This is a genomic window from Sphingobacterium sp. WOUb80, assembly GCF_050058145.1.
Classification (GTDB): domain Bacteria; phylum Bacteroidota; class Bacteroidia; order Sphingobacteriales; family Sphingobacteriaceae; genus Sphingobacterium.
This window is the reverse complement of the sequence record NZ_CP165617.1, coordinates 3,255,142-3,270,526: the sequence shown is the minus strand read 5'-3', so window position 1 is coordinate 3,270,526 and position 15,385 is coordinate 3,255,142. Positions and strand designations below refer to the sequence as shown.

At 41.1% G+C, this 15,385-nt stretch carries 8 protein-coding genes; all 8 read left to right on the top strand.

The window, feature by feature from the left end:
* The 8 genes from AB1Z56_RS13725 to AB1Z56_RS13690 all read left to right on the top strand — a co-directional run bounded on the left by AB1Z56_RS13725 (position 1) and on the right by AB1Z56_RS13690 (position 15,376).
* A complete protein-coding gene (locus tag AB1Z56_RS13725) occupies positions 1-1,209 on the top strand; it encodes a FecR family protein (protein WP_426792372.1) in 1,209 nt (402 codons plus the stop codon).
* A 176-nt stretch (positions 1,210-1,385) separates the two neighbouring features.
* Positions 1,386-4,925 carry a TonB-dependent receptor gene (locus tag AB1Z56_RS13720; protein WP_426792371.1) on the top strand — a complete coding sequence of 1,180 codons (3,540 nt, stop codon included), beginning with the start codon at positions 1,386-1,388 and terminating at the stop codon, positions 4,923-4,925.
* A 34-nt stretch (positions 4,926-4,959) separates the two neighbouring features.
* Positions 4,960-6,711, top strand: coding sequence for a RagB/SusD family nutrient uptake outer membrane protein (locus AB1Z56_RS13715; RefSeq protein WP_426792370.1), 1,752 nt, complete (start codon positions 4,960-4,962; stop codon positions 6,709-6,711).
* 12 nt (positions 6,712-6,723) lie between these two features.
* Entirely contained in the window at positions 6,724-7,605 is an 882-nt protein-coding gene (locus tag AB1Z56_RS13710) for an endonuclease/exonuclease/phosphatase family protein (protein WP_426792369.1), read from the top strand.
* A gap of 151 nt (positions 7,606-7,756) precedes the next feature.
* The gene (locus AB1Z56_RS13705; RefSeq protein WP_426792368.1) at positions 7,757-8,830 is read left to right on the top strand and encodes an SGNH/GDSL hydrolase family protein; all 1,074 of its coding nucleotides are present in this window, start codon (positions 7,757-7,759) and stop codon (positions 8,828-8,830) included.
* A 160-nt stretch (positions 8,831-8,990) separates the two neighbouring features.
* The gene (locus AB1Z56_RS13700) at positions 8,991-10,664 is read left to right on the top strand and encodes a DUF6377 domain-containing protein (protein WP_426792367.1); all 1,674 of its coding nucleotides are present in this window, start codon (positions 8,991-8,993) and stop codon (positions 10,662-10,664) included.
* Positions 10,665-10,876: 212 nt separating this feature from the next.
* Positions 10,877-13,870: a SusC/RagA family TonB-linked outer membrane protein gene (locus tag AB1Z56_RS13695; RefSeq protein ID WP_426792366.1), complete on the top strand. Its 2,994-nt coding sequence runs from the start codon at positions 10,877-10,879 to the stop codon at positions 13,868-13,870.
* Positions 13,871-13,882: 12 nt separating this feature from the next.
* Positions 13,883-15,376 carry a RagB/SusD family nutrient uptake outer membrane protein gene (locus tag AB1Z56_RS13690; protein ID WP_309362711.1) on the top strand — a complete coding sequence of 498 codons (1,494 nt, stop codon included), beginning with the start codon at positions 13,883-13,885 and terminating at the stop codon, positions 15,374-15,376.
* Positions 15,377-15,385 lie beyond the last annotated feature (9 nt).

Genomic DNA, 15,385 nt, shown 5'->3' with positions numbered 1-15,385 from the left:
ATGTCCAAAGTAGAAGCATATAAAATTATTATCAGCCAATTTTTGGCAAAAACATTAGACGAGCGTGCAAAGCAAAATTTTGCGAATTATCTCAATGATCCAGATTTTTTAAAAGCGTGGCAACAGCTTATGGATGAAGGAGAGATAGAGCCGTCTCCAGACAATCAAGTTGCGCATGATAATCTTTTTAAGATAATCATTCAAGATAAGAGAATAAAAGATCAAGTTGTTTCTAGCCCAACAACAAAGAAATCATCAATTCACATTCTACAAAATGTCAGTATCGCAGCTATATTGTTGCTAGTAGGTATATCCGCCTCGATCTTCTTCTTTATGCAAGAAAATAGACCGGATGACCGGTCAATAACCAACAATCTACAGACGGTAGTTCCCGGATCCCAAAAAGCCGAGATAATTTTAGAAAGTGGCGAGCATATAGATCTCGAAAAATTGAAATTGGATACGATCATAGATAATGGTGCATTTGAAATTATCAAATCGGACAAAGGTATCATATCCTATCGCCTGAAAAACACAGAAACTGGCAATCAGAAGACAGCATACAATACAATCGTTACGCCACGAGGTGGAGAATATAAATTACTGTTGGCGGATGGTACAAAGATTTGGCTGAATGCGGCTACTACACTACGTTATCCAATTAGTTTTAATGGCGATGAAAGAAAAGTACAATTGCAGGGTGAAGCTTATTTTGAGGTTTCTAAACAGGTCTACCAAGGAAGACGAGTGCCCTTTATTGTTCATGCGGGAAATCAGAAATTGGAAGTTTTAGGTACAGCATTTAACCTTCAAAACTATGGCAAATCGATTGTGACAACTTTGGTGGAAGGCAGCGTGAAATTAAATGTTCAAGATAGCCCACAGGACAACCTATACTTAAGTCCTGCTGAGCAAGCCGTGTTTCAATTTACGAGCAAAAAGTTTCTAAAGACGACTGTAGACCCGCGCTATTTCATTGCCTGGAAAGAAGGAAAATTTGCTTTTTATAATACACCTATTGACGAAGTTATGGACATTATTTGTCGATGGTATGATGTGGAAGCCTACTTTGATTATCGTCCCGAAAATTTTGCTTTCTCGGGCACGGTGTCAAGATATGATAATATTGACAAACTACTCCGGACGATCGAACTAGTCGGAGATATTCATTTTGAATTAAAAGGGAGGAAAATTTATGTGAAAAGATAACCAATTAAGAAGAGTTCAGGAGCGTTACGACCGCCCCTGAATTTGTCTTCGAAAAGACCAGGCTGAAAAAGATTTAATAGACTTAAAACCATTACAACCGTATGCAAAAGTACAAAAAAAAACGGTATGGAGATCCTTTGCCTAAAAGTAGGATCTCCGCCAAAAAAGAATTTGCTATGAAAATGTCATTAGCGATTCCCTTGTTGCTGGCCTCTAACCTCCAGTTGAGTGCAATTACATTTGGGCAAGGAGTCAACTTCCAAAAGAAAAATGCTAAACTCGAAACCATATTAAAGGTTTTAGAAGAGCAGAGCGGTTACAATATTCTGTATAAAGCCACTCTGTTAAGCAATGCTAAACGTATCGATGTCGATTACAAAAATGTACCTTTCGAATACGCATTGAAGGATGTGCTCGCAAACTATCAGATTGTCTATAAGATCATGGACAACAATGTTGTATTAAGCAAACCAGCTTCTACAGCGACAGCAACCTCCTGGAATCGATATATTCCGAGTCTCAATAATACACTTGTGCTTCAACAGCGCCGTATAGGGGGAATGGTGGTAGATTCAAAGGGCAATCCAATTAGCAATGTTATTATAACGGAGAAAGGAACGGATAATAGAACAACTACCGACGACAATGGTAGATTTGAGATCCGCCTTAAAACAAATAATGATCAGCTTGTATGTTCAATGCTAGGCTATCAGTCCAAGGAGGTAAATGTAAGTGGACAAAATGAGATTCAAGTTAGCCTCGATATGGCTATTACTGCCATGGATGAGGTCGTTGTAGTCGGTTATGGTGAACAAAAAAAAGTTAACCTAACCGGGGCGGTTAGCCAAATATCGGGTAAGGAGTTTGAAGATCGTCCTGTCACACAGCTTACCCAAGCATTGCAGGGCAATATTCCTAATCTCAACATTGTCTTTGGATCAGGAAAACCCGGTACAAGTGGTTCGGTCAATGTGCGTGGAAATACGTCCATTAACGGCGGTGGTCCATTGATTCTGATTGATGGTATTCTAGGCACCTTAGATCGTATCAATCCCAATGATGTAGAGTCTGTAACGGTGCTCAAAGATGCTTCCGCAGCGGCTGTTTATGGAGCGCGTGGTGCCTTCGGTGTTGTTTTGGTCACAACAAAAAAGGGAGGTAAAAATGGAAAGACCTCCATTGAATATAATAATAATATTGGTTTCACTACCCATGCCACAAATACTGATTTTATAACCAGTGGTTATTGGAATGCGAAGATCAACGATGACGCCATGTACAATGCATTAGGGTATCGGACCACGCGTTATACCGACGAAGATTATGAAGAATTACTTGCACGTGTCAACGATAAGACTGAAAATCCGGATAGACCCTGGGTTGTGGTTAAGAAAGACGCAAGTGGCAATGACATATATCGTTACTATGCCAACTTCGATTGGTTTAATTATTTGTACAAAAAGACAAGACCAAAAAACGAACATAATCTTTCTTTTTCCGGATCTTCTGGCAATACACGGTATGCGATATCGGGTTCCAAAGCGAGTGAACAGGGGATATTCAATATTGATCCTGATAAATTTGGTCGTTACAATTTACGTGCAAATATCGCGTCAGATATCCGGAGCTGGCTGACCATCAGCAATAGTACCCATTTTTTTAAATCCAGCTATGATTGGGCCGGACTGGAAAATAATTTTAGCACAGTTGCCAACAATGTGAGCAATAGTCCGACCTACCATTATCATGCGATGTACGTGCCGCGAAATCCGGATGGCACACTTACGGGGTATTCCGGTATCAATAGCTATCCTATTGGGTACGGCCTCCACAATGCGCTCGAAAGTGGCACAATGCGTGGTTATACGCGAGGTACAGAATTTACCAATATGACAGAAGCGGTTTTGAAATTGGGAAAAGGTCTATCGCTAACTGGAAACTATTCTTATCGTGAATATCGTTCTGACTATTCCTACCGACAGACGAAACAGTATTATTCGAAATATCCGGGACAGCTCGAATTGTCTTCACTTGGAGCTTTGAATCAAGATAAACTTCGCGAAAATATGAGTAAATATGCTTGGCATTTTATCAATGTTTTTGCTACTTACCAAAAGGACTTTGGCGATCACCACCTTACTGTGATGGGCGGCTTTAATCAAGAAGATCGTTTTTATAAGCGTATTGGAGGAATTGGTCAGGATCTATTGTCTGAGAATTTAAATGATCTTGATTTGGTGATCGGGGAGAAGCAGTTTGAGGCAGGTGGCGATGAGTGGGCAGTACGTGGAGGGTTCTATCGTGCCAATTACGATTATAAAGGCAAATATTTGCTGGAGGTTAGTGGTCGATACGATGGTACCTCACGTTTTCCAAAGCATAGCCGTTTTGGATTCTTTCCATCCTTTTCTACGGGCTGGCGTATCAGCGAGGAGAAGTTCTTCGCTCCACTGAAAAATAAGATCAATAACCTGAAGATCAGGTATTCGTATGGATCTCTTGGTAATCAAGAGGTGGATACCTATGCTTATATTTCATCAATGAGTACAGGTCAAATCTCCTATCTAGTCAATGGTCAGAAGTTAAATGTTGCCAATAGCCCCGCTCCGGTGGCACCCACATTGACTTGGGAAAAAATTACCACCAGCAACATTGGCTTTGATTTTAGTTTACTTAATAATAAGCTCGATTTTCAATCTGATTTTTATGTCCGGCAGACCAAGGGTATGCTGAGTAAAGGCAAAACCCAGCCGGCGGTATTTGGTGCATCTGAACCAAAGGAGAATGCAGCTGACCTCAAGACCAAAGGCTTTGAACTCTCTCTTCTATGGAAGGACCATTTCGATGTAGGCGGAAAACCTTTTAATTATTCCGTAAGAGCAATGCTGTCTGATTATCAAGCTGAAATTACCAAGTTTGCCAACGATGCAGGGCTGTTGAGCAATTATTATACAGGACAAAAATTGGGCGAAATATGGGGGTATCATTATCAAGGATTTTTCAAGACAACCGAAGAAGCACAGGAGTATGCAAAACATGTCAATCAAGATCAGATCAATAGGCGTCGTGTGCAGGCTCCCACAGCAGACTTGCGTATGCTTCAGGCAGGAGATATCAAAATCTTGGATCTTAATGGTGATGGTATTATTGATGCTGGCGATAATACGCTATCCAATCCCGGCGATCGTACCGTTATCGGAAACGATCAACCTCGTTATTCCTATGGGTTAAACCTAGGAGCAAATTGGAATGGCATTGACCTTTCTGCCTTTTTTCAGGGGATAGGGAAGCAAAATTGGTATCCTAATCTTGAGGCACAAGCTTTTTGGTCCGTGTATGCCAGACCATACGATTCATTCATTCCGTCTAATTTTCAGGATAAGATATGGTCGCCAGAAAATCCAGATGCTTATTTTCCTTTTTTACGCGGCTACACAGCACAAAATTCAGAACTTTCTGTCGCCAATGATATGTATATGCAAGATATAGCCTACCTAAAGCTCCGTAATCTGACTGTGGGCTATACATTTCCTGTGACACTTACCCAAAAGGCAAAGATCAATAAACTTCGTTTATTCTTCAGTGGAGAAAACCTACATACCTGGACGAAGTTGAAGACCAATTATATTGATCCCGAACAAGTGATGAGCGATAATACCGGTAGGAGTTATCCTGTAGGTCGCGTTTATTCTTTTGGAGCTCAGCTATCGTTTTAATTTATACATGACGATTATTTAAATTGAAAACATCATGAAAAGAAACCTTAATATTTTTACACTGATTATTGGACTTGCAGTTAGTTCTTGCAATAACGATTATCTGGAGCGATATCCCATAGCCGAGCTGGCCCCTGAAAACTATTTTCGGACCGCGTCCGAGTTGCAGACCTTTACCAATGCCTTTTATGCAGATCTTCCTGACGCGCTCGCCATACATTACAATACACCGGGGCAGGGCGATGACGAAGCACGTAATACGCTAGCTTCTGAGTTTCAGGGAACGCGCACCACTCCAGCAAGTGGAGGAGGATGGACGTGGACATCCCTTCGCCGTATAAATTTCTATCTTGAAAATTCGTACAAATGTGCAGATGAAGCAGCACGCCTGCAGTATGATGGTATTGCTCGATTTTTTCGTGCATATTTCTATTATGACAAGATCGTGCGCTTTGGTGATGTACCATGGTATGATCAAGTAAATCAGCTGGATGATCCTGCGATGTTCAAACCTAGAGATTCACGTAAAGTTGTTTTCGCTAAAATACTTGAAGATTTGGATTTCGCTGTCGCCAATTGTAGTACAACCAAAAGTGCTCAATTGATCAGCAAATGGACCGCTTTGGCTTTTAAATCCCGTATGTGTTTATTCGAGGGGACATTTCGTAAATACCATGGTTTGGGTGATTGGGAAGAGATTCTTCAGCAAAGTGTGGCTGCCGCCGACGAATTGATGAAGTCCAATACCTACAGTATTTTTAAAAGCGACCCAAGTAAGGCCTATCAGGAACTGTTTATTGCCGAAGATGCCAATCCTGCGGAAATGATTTTGGCGCGGCAGTATAGCGCATCTGTTCCTTTTGTACATTCCGCGAATTTCTATATTTTGTCCGCTTCCTACGGCCGTCCAGGGATGGTTAAAGAACTTGTGAATAATTATTTGATGAAAGATGGAAGCCGATTTACCGACAAGCCTAACTTTGATAAACTATCGTTTTACGAAGAAACGCAGGACCGCGACCCGCGGCTATCGCAAACGATTCGCACACCGGGCTACAAACGTATCGGTGCTAATACGACATCAGTTCCTGATTTTGCTACATCAGTGACAGGTTATCAATATATTAAGTATATTCTTTCTCCGGCCTTTGATGCTGGGCAGAGCACCAATGATATGCCCATTATCCGTTATGCAGAAGTATTGCTTAACTATGCCGAAGCGAAGGCCGAGTTGGGTACGATCAATCAGAATGATATTGACAGGTCCATTAAGTTGCTTCGGGATCGCGTCAATATGCCTAATTTGGTGTTGGCTGATGCCAATTCCAAAGCTGATCCCTATCTGTTGGCTGCTTATCCCAATGTAAGCAAGAGTGGCCTAACAGGGGCAATCTTGGAAATCCGCCGAGAACGCCGTATCGAGCTTGTAAAAGAAGGACTACGCTACAATGACCTGTTACGCTGGAAAGAAGGAGCGAAAGTTGCCAAACCATTTTATGGTATGTATTTTCCTGGAGCAGGTGAATACGATTTGGATCAAGATGGAAAATTGGATCTTGTTATTTACGAGGGCGCTGCGCCGACCAAAAAAACTGGTGTTCAATATCAAAAACTAGGTGAACTTGTCTTGGAAAACGGAAAAAATGGTGGCCGTATTGTCAATTTGCCGGACATCCTTAAAAAATGGACAGAGGAAAAAGATTACTACTATCCAATCCCGACACAAGAACTACAGTTAAATCCTAAGCTCGAACAGAATAAAGGTTGGGACAAATCCGGTACTTAAAAGAAAAATAAAATGAAAAACTATAAAAATGCAATTGTTGTTGCTATCATTATGGCTGTGAGTGTGTGCGTAGCATATGCGCAGGAAACATTAAAGATTGTCTCGTATAATGTCCTTTATGGATTAAAGAAAGATTCGGTCAATATAGATCGGTTTGTAAACTTTGCACAGGACTGGAAGCCGGATGTGATTGCACTAGAAGAAATGAATGGATATACGCAAAAGACGCTGGAACAATTGGGACAGCGTATCGGTCACGACTATGTTCTGCAATCTAAGGAAGATGGATTTCCTGTGGCCATTACCTCCAAGTATCCTTTGGTCAATTTTAGGAAAGTCACTGAAAATATGTGGCATAGCTACATCTATGCAAAAATAAAAGGCATACATTTTTTTGTCATTCATTTTTCGCCATTTAGTTATCAGAAGCGTTTGAAGGAAGTGACCGATATTTTGGCACAAGTCAATGAAATTCCTGGTAACGAACCTGTACTGATTATGGGTGACTTTAATTCCCTGGATATCTCGGACAAGGATAAATATGGTAAGGAAGTCTTGGACGCCATGAAGCAAAATGAGCAAAAAAATGATCACATCCGTAATTTGCGAAATGGGGCGATCGATTATTCTGTACTGAGCAAATTGCATGACGCAGGATTTCAAGATACCTATCGATTGTTACATAAGGAGTTTGAAAGTTCTGTTCCGACCTTTAAAGATGGTAATGGGAATATTAAGCAAAATAATACCGGTCATCCCAAACGTATTGATTTTATTTGGGCTAATTCAGCAGCAGCAGCACGCATTACCAAAAGCGGCATTATCAAAAATGAATATACACATTATATTTCCGATCATTACCCAACATTTATAGAGTTCACGCTCAGTAAATAATAGAATCCGCCCTTATAAGGGCGGATTCTATTATCTTGTAATAGCAAAATGTTTATCGGAGTATTCTCCGCGTTGTTGAAGGAAGCCGTTTCAAGAGTAGAAACAATAATGACTAATCAACTATGATTCTTTTAAATTAATTTAAAGTGCAATGAAAAAAAAGATCGGTACGCTTTTCTTAATCATCCTTACTTATAGTTCATTTTCTAGTTATGCGCAGCAAGTTATTCCTGCATCTAAATTTGAGATTCAAAGCAGGCCTTTTGAAAATACCCCAAGATATCATCGGGTAGACACACTAAAGTATAAAGATCTTCCTGCTGCCGTAAAGAAATTGTATACACATGCTACAGGAATGTTTGTCACTTTTAAAAGTAATACTAGTAAACTATCCTTGAGATGGAAGACTGTCGATGCAGAATTGGGCAATAATTCGACCCCGATTATGTCACGGGGATTTGATGTATATGTGAGAGAACCCAATGGTTGGCGATTTGCCGGGGTGGGGCGTCCCGATCTCAAGAATGCAGAAAGTAAAGGTATAATGGTCGAAGATATGGCTAACACTGAGAAAGAATTTCTTCTTTATTTTCCTTTGTACAAAGAATTATTGGATTTTGACGTGATTATTGATGAGAAAGCTTCCTTTTTAGCCACTAGGCAATCTTTTAATAAAACAGTGGTGGTTTATGGGTCTAGTATTGTCCATGGCGCCTCAGCAAGCCGTCCAGGCTTAGCTTATCCGGCTCAATTAGGGCGTAAATTAAATGCTAACGTGATTAATATGGGAGTGAGCGGAAATGCCCGTATGGAGCCGGCTGTTGCCGATATGCTCAGTGATATCGGTACTGTTGATTTGTTCATTTTGGATTGTGTACCAAATAGCAGTCCCGAGGAGGTGAAGGAAAGAACCTTTAATTTCGTGGCACGGCTTCGTAAATCTCATCCGCAAGTCCCTATATTGTTAATAGAAAGTATTACACGGCAGATAAGCAATTATAATTTAAAGTGGAAAGCACGATTGACCGAACAGAATAGGAATTTTAGGTTACAATATGAAAAACTGCTGCAAGCCGGCTATAAAGACCTGTACTACTTGCCAACCGATCATTTAATAGGTGATGATTCGGAAGGAACCGTGGACGGTACTCATCCGACAGATGTCGGATTTGAAAGGATGCTAAAAATAATTGGCGCTAAAGTAGAGACAATTCTTTATGATTAGATAATGGGATGTTGATGTGTTAGAATTTGCTACATTCACCTATAAAGCATCTTTTCATAAATATATTCCCGCGAGAATGATTCAAGAAGAGTATTACTCGTTTTGTTTTAAGCCTAGAAAATGTTACTATTGTGTTTTGTCACTTTTGGTTTAAAGTATCATGTATAGACCTGTCGTATGTGTCCTATTGATTGTCATATCGGTTATCCTATGTAAAGCAGGAACCGGACAGGATACTTCATTGATACAACTGCTTCAGATGATCGACAAAAAGGAAGAGTTTATGGCTATCAAAGAAGCGAGAATAGACGATTTGGTACGACAGCTTCAGAAATCAACAAATAACGCTTCCGGACAATACGAATTAAACAAGCTCCTTTATCAAGAATATGCTTCATATAAACTAGATTCTGCGATTATATATGCCAGGGGAAATGTAAAGTTAGCACAAAAGAGCGGCGATTCCTTCCAAGTCAATGAGAGTAATCTGGACCTTGCTTCATTTTACTTCACAGCAGGTATGTATATTGATGCCTATAAGTTATTGGCCGCTGCAGAGAAGAACAAGCTTCCTAGAGAACTGTTGATCAAGTATTACGATGCGTGGAAAAGGCTCTATAAATTTTATTCATTTTCAAATACAGACGATCGGCAGTATGCCATTCGGAGTGACCGCTATCGCGATTCGCTCTTAAGTGAACTGGACACGACAAGTAGTCAATACCGTATAGTTTATGCCGAAAAGCTCCATGATGAAGGGAAATTTGAGGAAGCGAAAAAGAGTTTGATGTATATGCTTGATCTTTCCCGAAAAGAGGATCATGAACATGCCATCTTATGTTATGCCCTGGCTAATATCTATGAAAAGGAAGGAAATGCTGACCTTCAACGCAAATATTTGACGCTATCCGCAATTAGTGATATTAAAAATGCCATCAAGGAGAATGCCTCGATGCAGGCATTAGCGACCTTATTGTATAAGTCAAACCATATTGAAGAAGCCTATAGCTGTATCAAATCGTCAATGGAGGATGCTATATTTTGTAATGCCCGTTTCCGGACCTATGAAGCTTCGCAGATCTTTCCAATCATAAACTCAGCTTATCAAGAAAATGAATTACAACAAAAGGCAAAATTGACAATCTTTCTAGCGATTGTCAGTATCCTATCGCTGTGCCTCATTATAGCAGTTATTTTGATATACAGGCAGATGAAGCGGGTAAATCGCGTCCGTAGAGAGCTCTTCGAACTCAATCAAAAATTGCAGGTGCTCAATCAGCAATTGAATACAGCCAATGACGAACTTCATACCACCAATAGCGAAGTGCTGTCTATGAATAGCGAGTTGGCAGAAACCAATCACATCAAAGAAGCCTATATCGGTGAGTTCCTAAACTTATGTTCCTTATATATTGATAAGCTCGAAAAATATCAGATTTCGCTCAACAAGATGGTCATGGCCAAGAAGATCGAAGAGCTCAAGCAGATGCTTAAATCACGCGATATGATCGACCATGAAGTAAGAGAATTATACGCCACTTTTGATCATGTATTTTTGCACTTGTATCCGAACTTTGTGGAAGATTTCAATGCACTGTTAGTCCCTGATATGCAAGTCGTCTTGAAGCCAAATGAAGTACTGAGCCCTGAACTCCGTATTTTTGCATTGATACGTTTGGGTATTACAGACAGCGCAAAGATAGCCCGTTTCCTGCACTATTCAACCAATACCATTTATACCTACCGGACCAAATTCAGAAATAAAGCTGCCGTCCCGCGCGAAGATTTTGATGAATTGGTCACAAAAATAGGTCGAAAAGCCCTAAATTATTGACCTAATCTTCTATATATTTCTTTGTTTTATTTGATATAATATTCTGTTTTTTAGGTTTTTACGTTTTTGTTGTTTCTATATTCGGCGATACACCTCTTTTATCTGCTCCTTGATCCTCTTATTTTTGGATAAACCAATTAGGGGGCGATTTGACACTAGTTTCAAATCGAAATTAAATAACAATTATAAGTAATACGTAAAAATCAAATTTTATGAAAAACCAGGGGCGATTACGTTTTACGTATCCCATTCTCATGCTTTTAATGATTTTGATCTGTTTAAATTCATTTGCACAGCAAAGGGAGATTCAGGGTACTGTAAAAGACGAAAACAAGCTAGCTATTGAAGCTGTTTCTGTCAGCAACAAGGGGACAACCCAACAAGTACAGACAGATCGAAATGGCCATTTTAAAATGACCGTTGCACATGGTTCAGTTTTGAGCATCTCCTATATCGGCTACAAGACTCAGGAAGTAAAAGTCGACAATGCATCAATTTATGATATTATACTAGTCAAGGATAACACAGCACTTGACGAAGTGGTTGTTATCGGATATGGGACCGTTAAAAAGAAAGATCTGACGGGTTCTTTAGCCTCTGTGGGTGCCGAGGCAATGAAAGATAAGCCTGTGGCAAATGTTGGCGAGGCCCTTCAAGGACGTGCCTCTGGTGTACAGGTTATCAACTCAGGTGCGCCCGGAAGCAATGTATCCATACAGATCCGAGGTCTGGGGTCAATCAACAATAGTGCACCATTGTTAGTGATTGATGGCGTTCCAACAGATCTGTCTCTCAATGCGCTTAATCCAAATGATGTGGAGACAATCGATATCCTCAAGGATGCTTCTGCTACTGCCATTTATGGTTCCCGAGGAGCCAATGGTGTTGTATTGATTTCAACAAAAAAGGGTAATAAAAATAAAGGCAGTATTACGGCAAGTGCCAATTATGCGATTCAGCAGGCAACGAGTTTGCCCAAAATGCTGAATGCACAACAGTTTGCATCGCTGCACAATGAGATGATGGCCAACAACAATAACCGTCAACGACCCGATTTTGCCGATCCTACATTGCTTGGCCGAGGAACAGATTGGCTAGATGCACTCTTACAGACAGGTAAATTAGCTAATTATGCCCTTAGTTATGCTGGTGGTGGCGAAAAGAATACGTACTACGTCTCTGCTGGCATACTCAATCAGGATGGCATCGTGAAAAACACCGATTACAAACGGTATAATTTTCAGTTTAACAATGAAGCTAAACAGACAGCATGGCTCAAATTGGGCAATACGCTCACGCTAAGCCATGATGTAAAACACAATGGTTCCTATAGCGTATTGAATACGTTGGCCTCATTGCCCACACAACCAATTTTCAATGAAGACGGCACCTATTCAGGTCCTGGAAATGAAGCTATATTCTATGGCGACCTGCGCAATCCAATCGGTACTGCCATGCTTGAACAAAATACAACGAAAGGCTATAATCTTCTTGGAAATATCTATGCGGAAGCAAGTTTCTTGAATCATTTCACCTTCAAAACTTTGTTTGGCCTCGATTATAAGGCTTGGGACAATATGACCTTTTCGCCTAAATACAATTGGAAACCGATCCCCGTTCCTAACTCCTATCGGAGTGAAAGCTTCAACAAGAGCCTCACCTATTTGTGGGACAATACTCTTACTTATGCAAATACTTTCGACGGGGGACACGAAGTCAATGTGATGTTAGGATCTAGTGCGCAAAACAATGATTATAATTACATGAATGGAAGCATCAAGGAGTTTCTTTCCGACAATAATAACCAGTTAAACAATGGTTTGTTAGATCCAACCGTAGGTGGGAGCCGCAACGAATGGGCGCTATTGTCATTCTTCGGACGCGCCAATTATACGTTTAAAAATCGCTATCTCCTTACGGCCACCGTACGTCGTGATGGTACATCAAGAATTGCTACAGCCAACCGTTGGGGGACTTTTCCTTCTTTTTCTGCCGCCTGGCGTATCTCTGAAGAGTCTTTTTTTAACAAAAATGATTTTTGGAGTGATGTTAAACTCCGTATCGGTTATGGAGTTACCGGTAATCAGGCCGTGTTGGACAACTATGCTGCGTCCGCTCGCTTAAAAACTGGTCAATATGTTTTCAATGGTATTCCCGTTTCGACATTGTACCCACTCGTTATGCCTAACCCAGGCATACGCTGGGAAACGATCAAACAACAGAATGTTGGAATTGATGCAAGTTTTTTCAAAAACAGGATCCAGTTGACGATGGATGCTTACATCAAAAAAACCTCAGATATGCTTGTCAAGATGAGCGTGCCCATTACGACAGGATATTCAGACAGCTATACGCCAATGATTAATGCCGGAGAGGTAGAAAACAAGGGGTGGGAATTGAGTTTACGTAGCCAAAACCTAAAAGGAGAATTGGTGTGGAATACCGATTTCAATATCTCCTATAATAGAAATAAGGTTGTTAGACTTGATGGCGATGTACCTATTTACTACGGTTATCAGTCCCATACCATTGGACAGCCTGTTGGATCATTTTATGGCTATTTGACCAATGGTATTTTTCAGAACTGGGCTGAAGTGAATAGTTATGCTTATCAATACCAAGGGGCAGATCCAGCCAATAGTACGGCACCCGGCGATCTCAAATTTAGGGACATCAATAAAGATGGAGTCGTCAATGACTATGATCGTACCTATTTAGGTAATCCAACACCAAGTTGGAGTTTTGCCATGAATAATAAGTTGTCCTATAAAAATATAGATCTTGAAGTATTCTTTCAAGGGGTATCCGGAAACCAGATCTATAACGCCAATAGGGTTACCCTGGAGGGTATGTATACAATTCGAAATCAGACGACTAAGGTCCTTGATCGCTGGACTGCGGAGGGAACAAGTAACGAGGTGCCCAGAGCGATTTACAGCGACCCCAATAAAAATACACGTAATTCAGATCGTTTTATAGAGCAGGGAAAATACCTGCGTCTGAAAAATCTGACCGTAGGTTATACCTTGCCTGAGGCTGTAGCCAAACGTCTGCATGCAGGACGGTTGCGGTTTTATTTTTCAGGACAGAATTTGTTCACCTGGACCAAGTATTCTGGCTTCGATCCTGAAGTGATAGGAGGTGTTGATAATAGTAATTACCCGATCACAAAAAACTTTAGCTTGGGATTGGACCTTAGATTTTAACCAATTAGACTCATGATGATGAAAAAAATATTTTATATGGCTCTTGCGGCGATGCCCCTTTGGTTGGGCTCATGTTCAAAATTTTTGGATAAAGAACCTCTTGAGGATCCCAGTGCCGAATCCGTCAAGGATGCTTCCGCTGCCGTTGCAATGATCAATGCGGCATATCAGCCACTCCAACGACCCAAGTTATACAATATGCGGATATGGTCATTAGACATTATGGCCGGGAATAGTGCCGTGGGCGCAGGTGGTGGCGATGACGGAATAGAAACGATCCAACTGTCCAATTTTTCCACTGGCCCCGACAATTTCTCGGCGGTTGATCTTTGGCGAGGACCCAATCCAGGTATTTTATATTGTAATACCGTCTTGGAAAATGTCCCTTCGATGGATATAGATCTCCAATTGAAAAACAGATTGATCGGTGAAGCCAAATTCCTCCGTGCGAACTATTATTTTATTTTGGTTCAGCTGTTTGGCGATGTGCCACTTTCATTGGTACCTGCAAAACCTGGAGATGATCTTAAACCGGCTCGCGTGAGCAAAGAACGCATCTATAATGAAGTTATAGTACCAGACCTTAAGGAAGCCATTACACTGTTACCACGTCGTGAGGAATATGCCGATCAGGATAAGGGACGCGTCAGTAAAGGAGCTGCGGTAGGCCTTTTGGCAAAAGTTTACCTCACGCTAAAACAATATCAGTTGTGCATTGATCAATGTAATCAAGTCGAGTCGCTGGGGTATGTGCTTAATGCAGACTATAGTGATTGCTTTGGGGGTGAGCCTCGTCATAAAAATACAGCCGAATCGCTCTTTGAAGTACAATATTATGGACTTACCAAGGCCGGATTTTGGGACGATGAAAATCAGGCAAACTGGCTGAGTACCTATATGGGACCACGCAATTCCGGCTGGGTGGGCGGCGGCTACGGTTGGAATCAGCCAACCGCTGAGTTTGTCTCCCAATACGAAACTGGAGACTTGCGCAAAGATAAAACTGTTTTGTATGAAGGAGGACCACTTTTCGACGGTAAGGCCTACAAATCCAATATGTCGTCCACAGGATATAACGTGCGCAAATTTTTGGTTCCATTGTCCATTTCACCCGATTACAATACCAATGCAGCCAATATCGTTGTGTTACGTTATGCAGACGTGCTATTGATGAAGGCTGAGGCACTCAATGAACTCGGCAATACGGCTCAATCGGTGGATCCCCTGTATTTGGTGCGACAACGAGCAGGTTTGACCGACAAAAAGTCAATTACAGGACTTTCCCAAGCTGATATGCGTGAAAAAATCCGTCACGAAAGAAGAATAGAACTTGCTTTTGAAGGACAACGCTGGTTTGATATGATTCGCTGGGACAATGGACAGTATGCGCTTAACTTTCTGCACAGCATCGGCAAGCTCAATGCGACCGCAAAACATTTGTTGTTGCCCATTCCTCAAGTTGAGATTGACGCCAATCCAAATTTGAAGCAGAATCCCGGTTATTAAATCCATTTG

What these genes read in the sequence shown, in the direction of transcription:
- AB1Z56_RS13725 (WP_426792372.1), top strand. Translation starts at nt 1, where the DNA reads ATGTCCAAAGTAGAAGCATATAAAATTATTATCAGCCAATTTTTGGCA.
- AB1Z56_RS13715 (WP_426792370.1), top strand. Translation starts at nt 4,960, where the DNA reads ATGAAAAGAAACCTTAATATTTTTACACTGATTATTGGACTTGCAGTT.
- AB1Z56_RS13690 (WP_309362711.1), top strand. Translation starts at nt 13,883, where the DNA reads ATGATGATGAAAAAAATATTTTATATGGCTCTTGCGGCGATGCCCCTT.
- AB1Z56_RS13705 (WP_426792368.1), top strand. Translation starts at nt 7,757, where the DNA reads ATGAAAAAAAAGATCGGTACGCTTTTCTTAATCATCCTTACTTATAGT.
- AB1Z56_RS13695 (WP_426792366.1), top strand. Translation starts at nt 10,877, where the DNA reads ATGAAAAACCAGGGGCGATTACGTTTTACGTATCCCATTCTCATGCTT.
- AB1Z56_RS13720 (WP_426792371.1), top strand. Translation starts at nt 1,386, where the DNA reads ATGAAAATGTCATTAGCGATTCCCTTGTTGCTGGCCTCTAACCTCCAG.
- AB1Z56_RS13700 (WP_426792367.1), top strand. Translation starts at nt 8,991, where the DNA reads ATGTATAGACCTGTCGTATGTGTCCTATTGATTGTCATATCGGTTATC.
- AB1Z56_RS13710 (WP_426792369.1), top strand. Translation starts at nt 6,724, where the DNA reads ATGAAAAACTATAAAAATGCAATTGTTGTTGCTATCATTATGGCTGTG.